The 14,467-nt window shown below is 50.1% G+C and carries 11 protein-coding genes; 5 read left to right on the top strand and 6 right to left on the bottom strand.

Features of this window, described 5'->3' with window-relative positions:
- Positions 1-222 precede the first annotated feature (222 nt).
- Positions 223-873 carry a TetR/AcrR family transcriptional regulator gene (locus G8768_RS09720; RefSeq protein ID WP_166844735.1) on the top strand — a complete coding sequence of 217 codons (651 nt, stop codon included), beginning with the start codon at positions 223-225 and terminating at the stop codon, positions 871-873.
- A 111-nt stretch (positions 874-984) separates the two neighbouring features.
- A complete protein-coding gene (locus G8768_RS09715; protein ID WP_166844738.1) occupies positions 985-1,884 on the top strand; it encodes a 5'-nucleotidase in 900 nt (299 codons plus the stop codon).
- Between the two features lie 25 nt (positions 1,885-1,909).
- On the opposite strand, the gene G8768_RS09710 is transcribed toward G8768_RS09715, so the two are convergent.
- Entirely contained in the window at positions 1,910-2,692 is a 783-nt protein-coding gene (locus G8768_RS09710; RefSeq protein WP_166844740.1) for a sulfite exporter TauE/SafE family protein, read from the bottom strand.
- A gap of 211 nt (positions 2,693-2,903) precedes the next feature.
- Between G8768_RS09710 and cysB the strand changes: the two genes are divergently transcribed.
- Positions 2,904-3,878 carry an HTH-type transcriptional regulator CysB gene (cysB, locus tag G8768_RS09705; protein WP_166844742.1) on the top strand — a complete coding sequence of 325 codons (975 nt, stop codon included), beginning with the start codon at positions 2,904-2,906 and terminating at the stop codon, positions 3,876-3,878.
- Here cysB and G8768_RS09700 read toward each other — a convergent pair.
- The 3 genes from G8768_RS09700 to G8768_RS09690 all read right to left on the bottom strand — a co-directional run bounded on the left by G8768_RS09700 (position 3,872) and on the right by G8768_RS09690 (position 8,287).
- The gene (locus G8768_RS09700; protein WP_166844745.1) at positions 3,872-5,359 is read right to left on the bottom strand and encodes a hypothetical protein; all 1,488 of its coding nucleotides are present in this window, start codon (positions 5,357-5,359) and stop codon (positions 3,872-3,874) included. The genes cysB and G8768_RS09700 overlap by 7 nt on opposite strands.
- A 105-nt stretch (positions 5,360-5,464) precedes the next feature.
- Complete coding sequence (locus G8768_RS09695) at positions 5,465-6,337, bottom strand: acyl-CoA thioesterase (protein ID WP_166844746.1); 873 nt, start codon at positions 6,335-6,337, stop codon at positions 5,465-5,467.
- A gap of 33 nt (positions 6,338-6,370) precedes the next feature.
- Positions 6,371-8,287: a VacB/RNase II family 3'-5' exoribonuclease gene (locus G8768_RS09690; protein ID WP_166844747.1), complete on the bottom strand. Its 1,917-nt coding sequence runs from the start codon at positions 8,285-8,287 to the stop codon at positions 6,371-6,373.
- A gap of 475 nt (positions 8,288-8,762) precedes the next feature.
- Between G8768_RS09690 and G8768_RS09685 the strand changes: the two genes are divergently transcribed.
- Both G8768_RS09685 and G8768_RS09680 read left to right on the top strand, forming a co-directional pair.
- A complete protein-coding gene (locus tag G8768_RS09685) occupies positions 8,763-11,117 on the top strand; it encodes a methyl-accepting chemotaxis protein (RefSeq protein ID WP_166844753.1) in 2,355 nt (784 codons plus the stop codon).
- Positions 11,118-11,443: 326 nt separating this feature from the next.
- The gene (locus G8768_RS09680; RefSeq protein WP_166844755.1) at positions 11,444-12,655 is read left to right on the top strand and encodes a DUF819 family protein; all 1,212 of its coding nucleotides are present in this window, start codon (positions 11,444-11,446) and stop codon (positions 12,653-12,655) included.
- Between the two features lie 109 nt (positions 12,656-12,764).
- Here the strand turns inward: G8768_RS09680 and G8768_RS09675 are convergent, their stop codons facing one another.
- Positions 12,765-13,085: a 2Fe-2S iron-sulfur cluster-binding protein gene (locus G8768_RS09675; RefSeq protein WP_166844757.1), complete on the bottom strand. Its 321-nt coding sequence runs from the start codon at positions 13,083-13,085 to the stop codon at positions 12,765-12,767.
- Positions 13,086-13,173: 88 nt separating this feature from the next.
- Positions 13,174-14,400 (bottom strand): NAD(P)/FAD-dependent oxidoreductase, encoded by a 1,227-nt coding sequence (locus G8768_RS09670; RefSeq protein WP_166844759.1) that lies wholly within the window; start codon positions 14,398-14,400, stop codon positions 13,174-13,176.
- Between the last annotated feature and the right edge of the window lie 67 nt (positions 14,401-14,467).

Below are 14,467 nucleotides of genomic sequence, written 5' to 3'. Positions count from 1 at the left end.
TTGGGCGGCGGTTCTTGTCCAGAGTTGTATAAAATTGTGATAAAAAGATGAGGGGGCTTCGAGATTTACGGGGGCAGGGTGCTTCAGTTGTCCACAAAATAACCGCATGTTTGATGCTTTCTTAAAGCCTCTGGTATTAACGAATAAGGCTTTGAAGCTGCCTTGTAGTCACTCGGCAACAATAAAGCTAGAATGAGGGGGATATTCGAGGCCAATAAGATCATGCCCCTAGAAAGACAAAAAGAACGCAAAACCAAGCTGGCTCCACGGCGGCAGCCGATTCAGGAAAGGGCCAAGCAAAAGACTCAGCAGATTCTTGATACCACCGCTCGCTTGCTTGATGAGGTGGGTTTCGATGATTTAACGACCATTCTGATTGCTAAAGACCTGGGCATTTCTGTTGGGGCTTTGTATCACTACTTTCCGAACAAGCACGCGATTCTTTATGCTCTTGGTGAGCGTTGGCTGAACCGCATGACCGAAGCGCTGGAAGCCACGGAGCGTCTGGATATCGAATCTATGAGCATCGAGAGCTTTGTCGCCTGTCAAATGGATTTAATGCTCGATGTGTATCGTGAGCAACGAGCGATCTTGCCCTTGGCCCAAGCCCTTTGGGCAATACCGGAGTTGCGGGAGCTGGACACTCAGCATGATGATGTGGTGATCCGTCATTTTATAAGCATGTATAAACGCCTGGGCTTTACCCAGGCAGACGATGAGCTGGGCCGTATCGCCCGCTTGCAGCTGGAGACGAGTCATGCGCTTTTACTAAGCGTTGTGGACCAGAGTCCAGATCGTTCCGCACGCAGCCTTCAGGATCTGAAAGCCCTGTGCTGTCATTTGTTAAGCATGCATAACTGCGCGCATAAATAGTCAGGGGGCGTCCAACTTCCTGTGTGAGGCTCTGTTGTTGGCGAAGCTTCATAAAGTGCATTGAAACGTGCCAGACAAGGCATGACTAAAGAGTTTAGGGAGAAGCCCACTATGCCCACCGCATTTGGCGACAAGCTGGTCATTGCCATTTCTTCGAGAGCTTTATTTGATTTAAGCGATAGTCACACCGTATTTGAGCGCGATGGTCTCGAAGCGTTTGCCGAGTACCAGCGCCAACACGAGGAAGACATTCTCGAACCGGGTGAAGCTTTTCCATTGGTTAAAAAGCTGCTCGCCCTGAATGCCGAGAAAACGCGGGTTGAGGTGATTCTGTTGTCACGCAACAGCGCCGATACGGGTTTGAGAGTCTTTAATTCTATTGAGCATTATGAATTGGGTATCACTCGGGCGGCCTTCTGTGGTGGCGAAAGTCCTTATCGTTATGTGTCGGCCTTCGGTTGCCATCTGTTTTTATCGACACACGCTGAAGATGTCCGCCAAGCCCTGGATGCAGGCGTGGCCGCAGCCACTTTGATGCTGGCCGGTTCGCGTCGGGGGGATGATGGGGAGCTGCGCTTTGCCTTTGATGGTGATGCGGTGTTGTTTTCTGACGAATCCGAACGCATCTACAAGCAAGAGGGACTGGAAGCCTTTGCGGAAAACGAAAAGAGCAAAGCCAAGACACCACTCAGTGGCGGTCCATTCAAGAATTTTCTTAAGGCTCTGCAGAGCCTGCAGGCGGACTTTCCTGATGGCGATTGCCCGATCCGAACGGCTCTCGTGACAGCGCGTTCTGCACCTGCCCATGAACGTGTTATTCGAACCCTGCGCCAATGGGGCATTCGCCTGGATGAATCGCTCTTTTTGGGGGGGCTGGATAAGGGCGAGTTTCTACGTTCCTATAGTGCCGACGTATTCTTTGATGATCAGCAGAGCCATTGCCATTCAGCCAGCCAGCATGTCGCTACAGGACATGTACCCCATGGCGTAGCCAATGAACCCAAAGAATAGGGGGCGTTCTGGGTCTCAGCTTGTATTAGAGGAAGGCGAACTTCACACCCAGCAGCATCAACAGGGAAGCCAGCGCTGGTTGAAGAATGCTGTTCGGCAACTGAGCAGACACTTTGCTGCCAAAGTGAATGGCCGGTAATGACCCTGCCAACAAGCAAGCCAGCAGAACAAAATCCACATTGCCCAGGAAGAATAGATGGCCCAGGCCGGCAATCAGAGTCAAGGGTACGGCATGGGCAATATCGGTACCCACAACCTCAGTAGCTTTCAGTTTGGGGTAGAGCACCAGCAGCAGAGCGGCACAGAAGGCGCCGGCACCCACCGAAGACAATGTGACCAGGACACCTAAAATAACGCCGCTGAATACCGTGATCAGCTTGCCATGGCGATGAACTTTGCCCATAAAGCCCCCTTCATTCAAGCTGGCTCTCTGGAGACGCTTCTTAAAGAGGATAACGGCTGAGGTCACGATCAACATCAGGCCCAGGCTGTGGGTCAGAAGGCCCTGGTAGTCGGTAGCGCCCTGGAAAAAGGTTTGCAAAAGCAAGGCCGTTACCAGTGATGCTGGAATACTGCCGGCGGCCAGGGCATAAACCAGAGACCAGCGGATGTTTCCAAGCTTGTGATGGCTGCGGACTCCGCCCGCTTTGGTTACGGCGGCAAACAGCAAATCGGTGCCGATCGCTACATTGTAGGGAATGCCAAACAGGATCAGCAGGGGCGTCATCAGTGAGCCGCCGCCAACACCGGTCACCCCGACGGCGAAGCCGACGCCAGCACCAGCAAATATATATGTTAAGGCATCCATATAAACAATAAGTAGGAGGTAGGTGAATTTTTATATCTAAAATTGCAATTAGTGCTGGCAAATATACGGATTAGACTCTATTCTGGAAAAGAATATTTACTTATATTTTTATAAGTAAATACATGGAGGGAAGCTTGGCACGCAAAGCTTCATTTCCGGGCGCCTATGGTGCTCCTGGTCTGGCCATGACCATTTCACTGGGGAGAATGCTATGAAACTGCAGCAGTTGCGTTATATCTGGGAAGTTGCCCATCACGACCTTAACGTATCGGCCACCGCCCAGAGTCTCTACACATCGCAACCGGGGATCAGCAAACAAATTCGCCTGCTTGAAGACGAATTGGGCGTTGAAGTCTTTTCCCGCAGTGGTAAGCATCTGACTCGAATCACCCCGGCCGGCGAAGCTATTCTGAACACCGCTGGTGAGATTCTTCGCAAAGTTGAAAGCATCAAGCAGGTTGCCCAGGAGTTCAGTGATGAGCGCAAGGGCAGTTTGTCCATCGCGACCACCCATACCCAGGCGCGTTATGCTTTACCCAAGGTGATTGGAGACTTTATTCAGGAATACCCGGATGTGTCCCTGCATATGCATCAGGGCACCCCTATGCAGATTTCCGAGATGGCCGCAGACGGTACAGTCGATTTTGCGATCGCCACTGAGGCTATGGAACTGTTCAGCGATCTGGTGATGATGCCTTGCTATCGCTGGAATCGTTCCATTGTTGTGCCAAAAGACCATCCACTTTGTCAGGTTTCCAAGCTCACATTAGAAGATGTTGCCCATCATCCCATCGTGACTTATGTGTTTGGCTTTACCGGCCGCTCCAAACTGGATGAGGCCTTTGTCGAACGCGGTCTGGCGCCGAAAGTTGTGTTTACCGCAGCAGACGCTGATGTGATTAAGACCTATGTTCGTTTGGGTTTGGGTATCGGGATCATTGCACATATGGCCTACGACGAAACCCTGGACAGTGATTTGGTGGCGCTGGATGCCAGTCATTTGTTCCAGTCGAGCACGACTAAAATCGGTGTGCGTCGCGGCACTTTCCTACGCGGTTTTATGTACGAGTTCATTCAAAAATTCGCGCCCCACTTGGAACGCGATCTGGTCTCCGACGCGATCTCCCGGAGCAGTAAAGCGGAAGTAGACGAGTTATTTTCTTCGATTGATCTGCCGGTTTACTGAGTTAAATCGCTAAGTTCATCTAGAGTGGGTTGGTACAGCGGGAAGCTTGGTTTGTTGTAGCAGGCTTCCTCATAGTGACACTCGGAGTGAAACCAAATACCTTCATCATCTTCTGTTGCGGTTCCTGATTTCCCCACGGAATAAACCTCATTTCCGTCTTTGCTCAGTTTTAGTGCCTCTTCACTGAAGGGGTCGATTGCCTGTGTGTCGCCAAGATATTTTTGCAAATCATTGAGGTTTGCGACTTTTTCACAGTGATTGTCGCGTGCCCAGTTCGCAGCGAGAATCAGTTTATTGGCTTCAATCTGCAGGCGGTTCAAGCAATGTCGTAATTGATAGCCGTTAAAAGCGCCATGGTAGTTTGAGTTGTTGGCTGTTCCTATCGCGTTCGGAGTAAATAGATCAGTAATACTGTATTCCGGCGAGGATGGCTCAATTGAGATCTCGGGTATGTTTTGGCAACCTTTCAGGACAGATTCTTTTACAGACAGAAGATACTTGGCGTATGCTGTGGTTTCTGTGTTTTTGTGATAGTAAAAGTCAGGGAACGTCGCAAACAAAAAGTTCATTGTGTCTTCAATGAGTGGCAAATCTTCATTGCCAAAACTGTTGGTTATCAAAGTGCTATCATCAAATTCATCTTCCTCTGGGGCAAAAAATATCCTCCAGCGTTCCAGAAGGTTCTCTTTATGTGCATCTTGAATTATTTGTTTAGAATAAAGGTATTCTCCGGTTATTACTTGGCCATAATGATGGTTTGCATTTTTTGAAATTTCATCCAGTAGAGTCAATGCACTCATATAGGAATGCTTCGGAATCTCCAATTCCTGGAATAATTTTGCTTGCCATGACAGTGCTGTTTGTTGGATTCGTTCTCCAACCATAAAGGATATGAGGATATGACTGGCTTCCGTTTTAACCAGTTGGCCGAATTTAATGGCAGCGTTGGAAGCTTTTATAGCCTCTTCAGTTTCATTGTTTCTCGCATGCTGCATTGATTTGAGAATCAGTAGCTTCCCAATATCAACGAGCTCTACGTAGTCAATGTCCATAAAGGTTTTGGCGTTTACGCTCAGATCAAAGCGCTTGGCTTTGGTGGCCGTTATGGCAAGTTCAATGGTCTCTTTCTGACTTTCCAATAAGTCTTGTACCCACTGTTCATCCCATATGTGTTTGACGTATGTCTGCTTTATTTGCTCTTCATTCTCAAGGAATAATCCTTCACTCCATGTCATAGACCAATGTTCTTGATCCAAATGTCGCTGTAATTTTTCCTTCTCACATGAACTTGAAAAGGTTTCATAACCTTCATCCTGCGTAAAAGCAATATAACGAAACCCGTTTTCCGAATCCGGAACTTTGACCGCCAGCGCCGACAATCCATGATCATCAATGGTTTCAGCGTCTTGTGAGCCGATATAGATAAAACTGCTGAGCAATAAAAAAAGGGTAGCGAGGGAATAGAAAGCCTTCCTTGCCATTGGTCGATCTCCATAACACCACAGAAATGGGGTGTTTAGAGTATCCAAGCCAATGTCTGGGATCAAGCGGCGCGTGTTAGCTTCTGATTTTTAAAAAGAGAGAAGCTAGTCCACCAGTCGCATTAAGCACTCTTGCGCTGCCGCAGCGACCAGTGTGCCGTCTTCGTGGTAAATCTTGCCAAAGTTCAAGCCTCTGGCACCTCCTGTGCGAGGGCTGTCCAGTTCATAGTAATGCCATTGACTGGCATCAATCTGGCCATAAAACCACAGGGCATGGTCCAGGCTGGCGCTTTGCAGTTTGGGGTTGTAATAGGAAATGCCATGGGGCAGCAATGAGGTGTCCAGCAAATAACTGTCGGACATATACGACATCAGGGCTTGATTGAGAATGGGATCGTCTACCTGACCACTGGCTCGCATCCACACACCGACTCGCGGGGGCATGGGTTGTGGGTTGAGATGATCAAATGGATTGGTGCTGCGGTATTCAATTTCCAGTGTGCGTTTATCCGGGTCGAGACCTTTGGCTTCACAGTATTCGATTTGCCGCTCATGTTCGGTTTGTAAACCCTTGAACCCGGCATCCGGCTGAAATTCGCATTGCTGTTCCAAGCCTTGCTCCGGTCGTTGGAAGGACAGGGAAGAAATCAGAATCGCTTTGCCGGCTTGTGATGCGGTAACGCGACGCGTACAAAAGCCACGGCCATCTCGCACCAGCTCTACGTGAAAATCGATATCGATATTGACCTGACCGGGGCGAATAAAATAAGCGTGTTGTGAGTGGACCTCGAAATCGGAACTGACGGTTTGGTGGGCGGCGTACAGTGCCTGCGCCAATACCTGACCACCATAGACGCGTCCCCATGCGGTGGGCATATTGTGCCCGCGAAAAAGCATGTCTTCTTGCTGCTCCAGCTTTAAAACTTGTAGCAGGGTATTAAAGTCTTGCGCTTTTTTCTCCGCAAAGAGCTCGCTCATAGAGGTGTTCCTTAATGTTAATCAACAAAGTGTTTACACAATGCTGACCGCAATGCGTCGCATAGCGGGGTCGATACTTTCGACCTTCACTTTAAGGGATTGACCAAGTTGATAAACAGTGTCGCCGCGGACGAGTTTTAGGCGGCGATGGTCGAGCTCCCAGGGGTTTTCTTTATTTTGCAATAGAGCAAAACCTTCGATGCCGGTTTCGTCAAAGCGCAAACCCACGCCCTGGCCATTAACCAGTGCGACCGTGGCCTGGTGTTCACTGCCAATTTTATCGGCCATGTACTGCACGTGCAGCCATTGCTCCATTTGACGTACGGCTTGGCGGCCAGCCATCAGTTGCTCCTGCAGGCGTTCCACGTTTTCTTCCGTCAGTGGTGCAGGTGCCTGCGTATTTTGAATAGCGGCCTTTAACAGGAGGTGATTGTAGTAGTCCTGATAGCGGCGTATAGGTGAGGTAATGGTTGCGTAGGCCTCAAGCCCCAACCCCAGATGCGGTGCTTTGCCAATATGCAATTGACTGGCTTGAAGCAGCCGCTTGCAGGTCAGCAGTAATTGGGGATCTGCTTCGCCCAGAGTTTGCATCAGTGTGCGATAACCTTCCAAAGTGTCCAGCTTGAGTTCGGCTAACTCGGGGTGATCTTCTTGCAGTACTTCGATCAACGTTTTGAGTTTGTCTTCTTTGATACCCGCATGATGGGAGAAGAGGGCATTGATGCTGTTTTCAGCGAAAAACTCAGCAGCGCAAATATTACACGCCAACATGGCTTCCTCGACCATTAAATGCGCTTCACTTTTTTCGCGTTTGTGGACCGCGGCAATTTTACCTTGTTCATTCAGCTCAAGGTCGTAATCGGCTTTGTCTTCCATAACCAGCGCATTGGCCAGGCGGTAGTCTTGGCGCTTCCGGGCAAGTTCCTGCAACGCTTTCAAACTGTCGGATTGTTCCTGGCTGACTTCCAGCTCGGCACCGTTTAGCCAGGCACTGACGTTTTCATAGCTGAGCTTTTGCTGGGATTGAATATTGCTGAGTTCAAAATTGTGCGAGGTGATTGCACCATTGCCATCCACCTTGATATGGCACAGCAGCGCCGGACGAGACTCACCGGCCACCAGAGAATAACGATTCTGGGACAGGCTCGGTGGCAGCATGTGTCGGTTCTGACCGGGTAGGTAGACCGTTTGGGCGCGATTCGATGCGGCTTGGCCCAGGGCAGAGTCCGGAGCGACTTCAATACTGGGGTCTGCAATGGCAACACTCAGGGTAAAACCATCACCGTCGCGGCTGACGGCAATGGCGTCGTCCATATCCAGAGTCGTTTCTGAATCGATGGTAACGAAGGGCAGTTCGCTACTGTTCGGGTAGCTGGGCAGCTCGCTTGCTGCTAATTCATCAGCTTGCTCTTGGGCACCTTTGCCAAGCTCGCCAGGCAGCATGTGCTTGCTGGCCATGTACAGACCTTCGATGCCGGTGGTTTTTTCATCGCCGAGACGCTCCAGTACTTTGACTTGGGCTTTGCCGTCCTTGTGGAAAGGGTGCTGACTGATACGGCATTGGATAAAGTCACCCGCCTTCAGGCCCTTGCGCTGATTTGGTGGGATAAACAACCAGCGGTTGAACTGGGGCAGGTCGGGCTGCACAAAGTGGCCCTGGCCACGAACCACATAATGGCCAACGAAGTCTTTCAGGGGGCTTTCCAGCAGTTTTTCCAGTTCGGCCTGGGGCTTGCCGCCTTTGCCTTCCACAACATTGATACGCACTCGGTCGCCAGGGAACAGGCGATTCATGTCATTGGGTGTGATAAATGCTTCGCGCCCGTCGTCCAGGCTGGCGAAGCCAAATTTACCGTTACTGCCGCGAACTGTGCCTTTGGCGATGTCTTTTGTAGCTCGAATATCTTTCTTCAGTTGGCTCAACTGACTGAGCGCATCTTTGTTTAGCATGTAAAGCCCTTATGCGAGGGAATGGTGACCTAAAAAGGGCGAGATTATATCAGCTCCTGTGCCCAAGGTGAGCTTGTCCTTGCCTTCAAAAACGTGACCGATTGTCTGTTCTATAGATTGATTCTTTATGAGCCTCATTGTTCTGTGTTTTGAGTGCTATATCTCGGGGCATATTTTGGTGCGTAGTCACGCACTATTTGGTGGCGTAAAAGTCATTTTTGATCAAAAAGTGACCTGTTTTTACTGGAAAGTTGTCATTTTAGGCAACTCCCTAGAAATAGTGAGGAAAAGCCTGTGAGCCACGGCTCACAAGGGGTGCTGGTTTTTACGCGTCGCTTGGCTAATCTTTTTTTATAGGAAATGAAAAAAGTACTAAATATTTGGTATTTAGTTGTCGATGTAAGTAGTGGCGCCTAAGTATTCATCGGCGGCCGAGTGACCAAAATTCAGTACCGATAAAATTGAGAATGTACACATGAAAGTTAGAACCAGGGTTTCGTTATTTGCTTTGGCCCTCTCTTTACTACCGTTGTTAGCAGTTACCGTAGTTTTGGGGTGGTTTTCATACTCTTCAGCGCAAGAAGCACTGAACAAACAACTGGAAAGCAAGTTGGTCTCACGCCGGGAAGCGAAGAAAACTGAGCTGGAATCTTATTTCCAGACGGTCAATGATCAACTCCTCAGCCAAGCGCAGAGCAATATGCTGGTGTCAGCCGCCAGTGATTTTAGCCAGGCTTTTTCTGAGCAGAGCTTTGGCGAGGTCGATGCGTTTGAATCGAGCACGACCGAATTTACGCCGGAAGCCAGGGATTCTCTCGATGGCTATTACCGCAATGACTACGCGAGCCGCTATGCGGAAAAAAATACCGGGCAGCAAGTTGATGTTGACTCGATCGTGGATTCACTGGGTGAGCGTGCCAAGTGGTTTCAGTATTACTACATCAGTGATAACGAAGAAGCCCTTGGCGAGAAGGACAGTATGCTGTCGTCCTCTTTGGGCGGTACCTATGATCAAGTCCATGAAACTTACCACCTGGCCATTCAGGCTTTCCTGAAACGCTTTGGTTTTTACGATATTTTTATCGTCAATCCAAATACCGGTGATGTGGTGTATTCGGTTTACAAGGAACTGGATTACGCGACCAATCTGGAGTCTGGCCCATATCGCAATTCCGGTTTGGCTGAGGCCTACCGCGCAGCGAAAGATTTGGGTGATCAACGCGAAGTTGCCGTGGTGGATTTTAAACCTTATTTGCCCAGCTATAACGACAACGCCGCATTTGCCGCGACGCCTATCCTGAATAATGACGGCGTTCAGGTGGGTATTCTGGTGTATCAAATGGCTTTGGATCGCATCAATCAGTTGATGACTCTGAACCAGGAGTGGGGCAAGCAAGGCTATGGCGAGTCTGCGGAGCTTTATTTGGTCGGTGACGATCAACACATGCGTTCTGACAGTCGTGTGTTCGTTGAAAACCCGTCGGCATTCAAGCAGTGGGGTTATAACGGCAGCTTCGGCCAGGCGGCCACCGATACTGTGTTGGCCAAGGGCACGACCATTGGTGCTGTGCCAGTGAATACCGAAGCGGGTAAAGGCATTACGGCCGGTCGTACAGGTGTTTCCCATTACGCAAATTATATGGGGGAGATCGTTATCGGGGCTTACACGCCGCTGGATATCAAAGGTTTGAAGTGGGGCATTGTTGCTGAAATCTATGAAGGTGAAGCTTTTGGACCGGTTGACTCTCTGGGGCAGTTAATTGCTCTCTATGGTGGTCTGACGTTTGTGGCGGTTTTGGTGATCGCGATTGCCGTGGGATTATGGTTTGCCCATAGCCTGTCTCGTCCTATCTCCCATTTGAGTGAGAGAGTGGCTGAAATTTCAGAGAACAACGATTTGACTCGTGTGCTCAAAGAAAGCGGTGATGAAGAGGTTATTCAGGCGGCCAGCAGTGTGAATGCGCTTATCCGGCGTCTGCGTGAAAACTTCTTGCAGATCACATCGTCTTCTACTCAGTTGGCCCAAAGTGCAGATGGCATGTCTGACCTGATGAACACTAACCTGAAGGAAATTGATTCCCAAAACCGTGAGTGCATGAAGGTGGCGCAGTCGGCAACCCAACTTGAGCAGGCCGCCCATGAAGTGGCGCGCAATGCAAGTGAAACGGCGGTGCAGACCCGAGAAGCGAATACAATTTCTACACGCTTGGCTGAGATGGTCGAGCGGTCGGTGGCGTCTACTCAGTCGGTTGCCGGTGAAATTGGCAGTGCCAATGACGCGATGGAAACGTTGGCAGAGCGTACCAGCGATATTGGTTCGGTTCTTGATGTGATCCAGGAAATCGCCGAGCAAACGAACTTGCTGGCTTTGAATGCGGCCATCGAGGCTGCCCGTGCCGGTGAGCAGGGCAGAGGCTTTGCCGTTGTCGCTGATGAAGTTCGTAATCTGGCTCGTCGCACTCAGGATGCGACCGGTGAAATCTCGTCCATGATCGAGGGCCTGCAAACCGATTCCGGTGTGGCGGTGAATGCCATGCGTTCAGGTCTGGAGAAGGTGAAGTCCAATGTCGCCGAAGCGGAGTCTTCCAAAGAGGCTTTGTCGGAAACCATGGACATCATGCGCAAGATCTCCCTGATGAACGAGCAGGTAGCCACGGCTGCTGAAGAGCAGAGCGAGGTTATTAAGGAAATTACCGGCAGTACCCAGGATTTGAGTAACCTGTCGGACAGCAGCAGTGAACGCAGCCATGAGTTGGACAGCATCAGTACCCAATTGAGTGAGCTGGCGGGTAATTTGAAGACTATGGTGTCAGCGTACAAGGTTAATTAATCGGCCGCTGGCTGATTAGTTAACTGGCTTTATCGCGCACGCCAACGAGGTCACGCAGATTCGTTTCAATGTCTTCATACTGTCGAGCCCAGGCATTCGCCGGGCTCGCTTTTTCCTTTCAGCAATTTTAAAAACCTCACGAAACCTTAACATTTCAAGCATCGCATAAGCTGTATTTGATTTTTCATAAAGTCTTACAGACAGTGATTTTTATCCAGCTTATAATCCGGCCTTTCCGATTGTTCCTTGCGTTTCTCTCTTCGTTTGTATTTATCTTTGTGCGGTGAGGCAGAAACGGTTTATAACAATAAAAAGAGTTGTTCATCATGAATACAAGTTTGATTCCAGCCGATGCTCATTTTGCCGTCGCTGCGGCGTTGTTTGCCATTGCCTTATTTGGGTTCTGGGCCGAGAGACAGTCTTGGGGAAAGGTTCTTACGGGGGCGGTTTGGGTATTGTTGTTGGCTATCCTGGCTTCAAATGTTGCTTTGATTCCCAAGTCGGCCGATTTTTACGGTTTGGTCTTTAGTTATTTTGTACCGGTATTGATTCCCCTGTTCTTGTTGCGCGCCGATGTTCGCAAGATTATTGCGGAATCGGGCCGGGTGGGGGTGGCCTTTCTGCTGGCGGCGGTGGGCAGTGCACTGGGAGCCATGGTCGGAGTGAATCTATTGGACCTTGGCGCTAAAGAAGCAGAGCTGGGGGGTATCTTTACCGCGACCTATGTGGGTGGCTCAGTGAATTATGCGGCCCTGATTCAGGCAACCGGGTTTGATGATGCCAGTGTTATTTCCGCGGCGACGGCGGTAGACAGTTTAATGAGTGCATTGTTTCTTGCGGTGATCGCCATCATGCCGGCGTCGCAATGGCTGATGGGACGTTTTGCCGAGCGGGACCACAGTCAAGAGATAGAGAACGATTCTTCTGATGTTTCAAGTGAAGAAAATGTGCCGACGATTTCGGCGTTTTCCCTCTGCGCAGCTCTGGTGTTCAGTATCTCGGTTGTGGCGCTTTCCGATGCGCTTATTCTGTTTCTGCAGAATGTCTTCGAAGGCAGTAATTTTAAACCTTTGCGTTATATTTTTATCACCGTGCTCTCGGTGTTGCCGGCGACCTTCGCACCAAAAACCATGCAGTCTTTGCGTGGGGGTGAAGAAATCGGTTTGATTCTGGCCTTTGTATTTTTTGCGGCAATTTGCGCCGGGGCAGATGTATTTGCTCTGCTGGGCACCGCACCGATTCTATTGGCTTTTGTTGTTATCCTGCTGTTGGTTCATGGCGGAATCGTTTTTATTGGTGCCTGGTGTATCAATAAAGGTCTTGGTTTTTGGGGAAGCAAAAGTGCTTCTGCCAAGCTGTCCCTGCCGGAGCTAATCATTGCGTCCAATGCGGCGATACTGGGGGCAACAACGGCACCAGCGTTGGCGATGGCGCGCGGATGGCCGGCTTTGGTTACACCGGGGATTCTTGTGGGGGTAGCAGGTTATATTATCGGAACACCGTTGGGCATTCTGGTGGTAAGTCTCTTGTCAAAGTAGAACCGTATCCCGCTTGAACATTCCTGACAGCATGCTGAAACACATCAATGAGCAAAAACGAAAAAGCCCCGGCTGATGCCAGGGCTTTTTACGGCTGCTTGAGAGTTACTTAATACTGGGAGGCGGGCAGGTGTACTACCAGGCCGTCCATTTCTTCGGTAACTACCAGCTGGCAGCTTAAGCGGCTATTGTCTTTCGGGTCGACAACCGCTTCCAGAAGATCTTGCTCAGCACCTTCGATGGCTGGCATTTTGTCCTGCCAGGCTTGGTCAACATAGCAGTGGCAGGTCGCGCAGGCACAGGCGCCGCCGCACTCGGCCAGGATGCCATCGATCATATTGTCTATCGCACCTTGCATGACGTTGCTGCCGACTTCGACCTCGGCTTCAAACTGGTTGCCACTGGCATCGATATAATTAATTAAAGGCATGAGCTTCCTCTTCAGTATTGGCTAATCATTCACTTCTAGTTGTATTAGCCCTTTTTTGTTCATCGGCAGGGCTTAAACCGGCTGTAGCCTAAGCCAACAGCGATTTTAAATCAAAATCTGTGTCGCGAACGTGTCCGGGACTGGGATTTATCCCCTTGGCCAACAGTTGCTTGGCTTGCATGAACTCCTTGGCCTGGTTAATGCAATCAGCGGCTAAAAGTTGATCACCTTTGAAGTACCAGACGCTGAATGAACGACTGCTTTCGTCGCCTCGCACCAGAACCGTGTCATAGCCCATATTAAAGCCGGCAATTTGCAGCTTGATGTCGTATTGGTCTGACCAGAACCAGGGGTGAGTATGATTATCAAGTTGCTTGCCGCAAATGCTTGCGGCCGCCGTTTTGGCTTGCTCGGTGGCATTGGGCACACTTTCGAGCCGAACCCGGCTGCCGATCAGCTTGTGGGGGTAGGAACTGCAATCGCCCGCAGCGACAATATCCGGATCACTGGTTTGAGCGTAGGCATTTACCGCAATGCCATTGTCAATGTCCAATCCGGCGGCCTCGGCGAGTTCTATATTGGGAACAATACCTGCACCAATAATGACCACATCGGCGTCCAGGGTTTCACCGTTGCTGCATTGAACGGAATGTACCTGGTTTTCGCCGAGAATCGCATCGACGCCAATTCCTGTTTGAATGTTGACTCCTGCTTCGCTGTGAACCCGATGATAAAATTCAGAAATGACCGGTGCGGTAACACGCTGGAGAATACGGTCCATCATTTCCAGAACAGTGACCTCGACGCCCAATTTATTTAATGCGGCGGCGGTTTCCAAGCCAATATAACCCCCGCCAATAATGACCACTTTAGCCGGGCCCTTACTGGTGTCGAGGTCTCCGCGAATGCCTTCAATATCCGCAACAGTTCGTAAATAGTGCACGCCCTTTAAATCAACTCCGGGAAGGGGAATCTGTCGCGGACGGGAGCCAGTACACAGTGCCAGCTTCTCGTAGTCCAGAGTTTCGCCGTTGTCGAGCAGAACGGTTTTTTGAGCGCGATCAATTTTTTCGACGCGCCGGCCCAGCATAAATTCAGCATCAATTTTATCGTAGGCCGCCAGTGGGCGAATCAGCAATTGCTCCAAAGTCTTTTCACCGCTCAGAAATGTTTTCGATAAAGGCGGGCGGTGATAAGGTGCATGGGGTTCATCCCCGATGATAATAATGCGACCTTCCCAACCTTCCTGGCGTAGGCTGGGGGCGAGTTGGGCGGCGGCGTGGGATGCACCGATAACAATACAATTGCCTTGCATAGTTTCTTTGGGACCTTAGCTCAATCGGAATGGTGACTGCCTATAAGAGGCAGTCACAGTTTAGGTT

It is taken from the genome of Pseudoteredinibacter isoporae, assembly GCF_011602085.1.
Classification (GTDB): domain Bacteria; phylum Pseudomonadota; class Gammaproteobacteria; order Pseudomonadales; family Cellvibrionaceae; genus Pseudoteredinibacter; species Pseudoteredinibacter isoporae.
The sequence above is the reverse complement of the archived record's forward strand: the minus strand, read 5'-3'. Positions and strand labels throughout refer to the sequence as shown.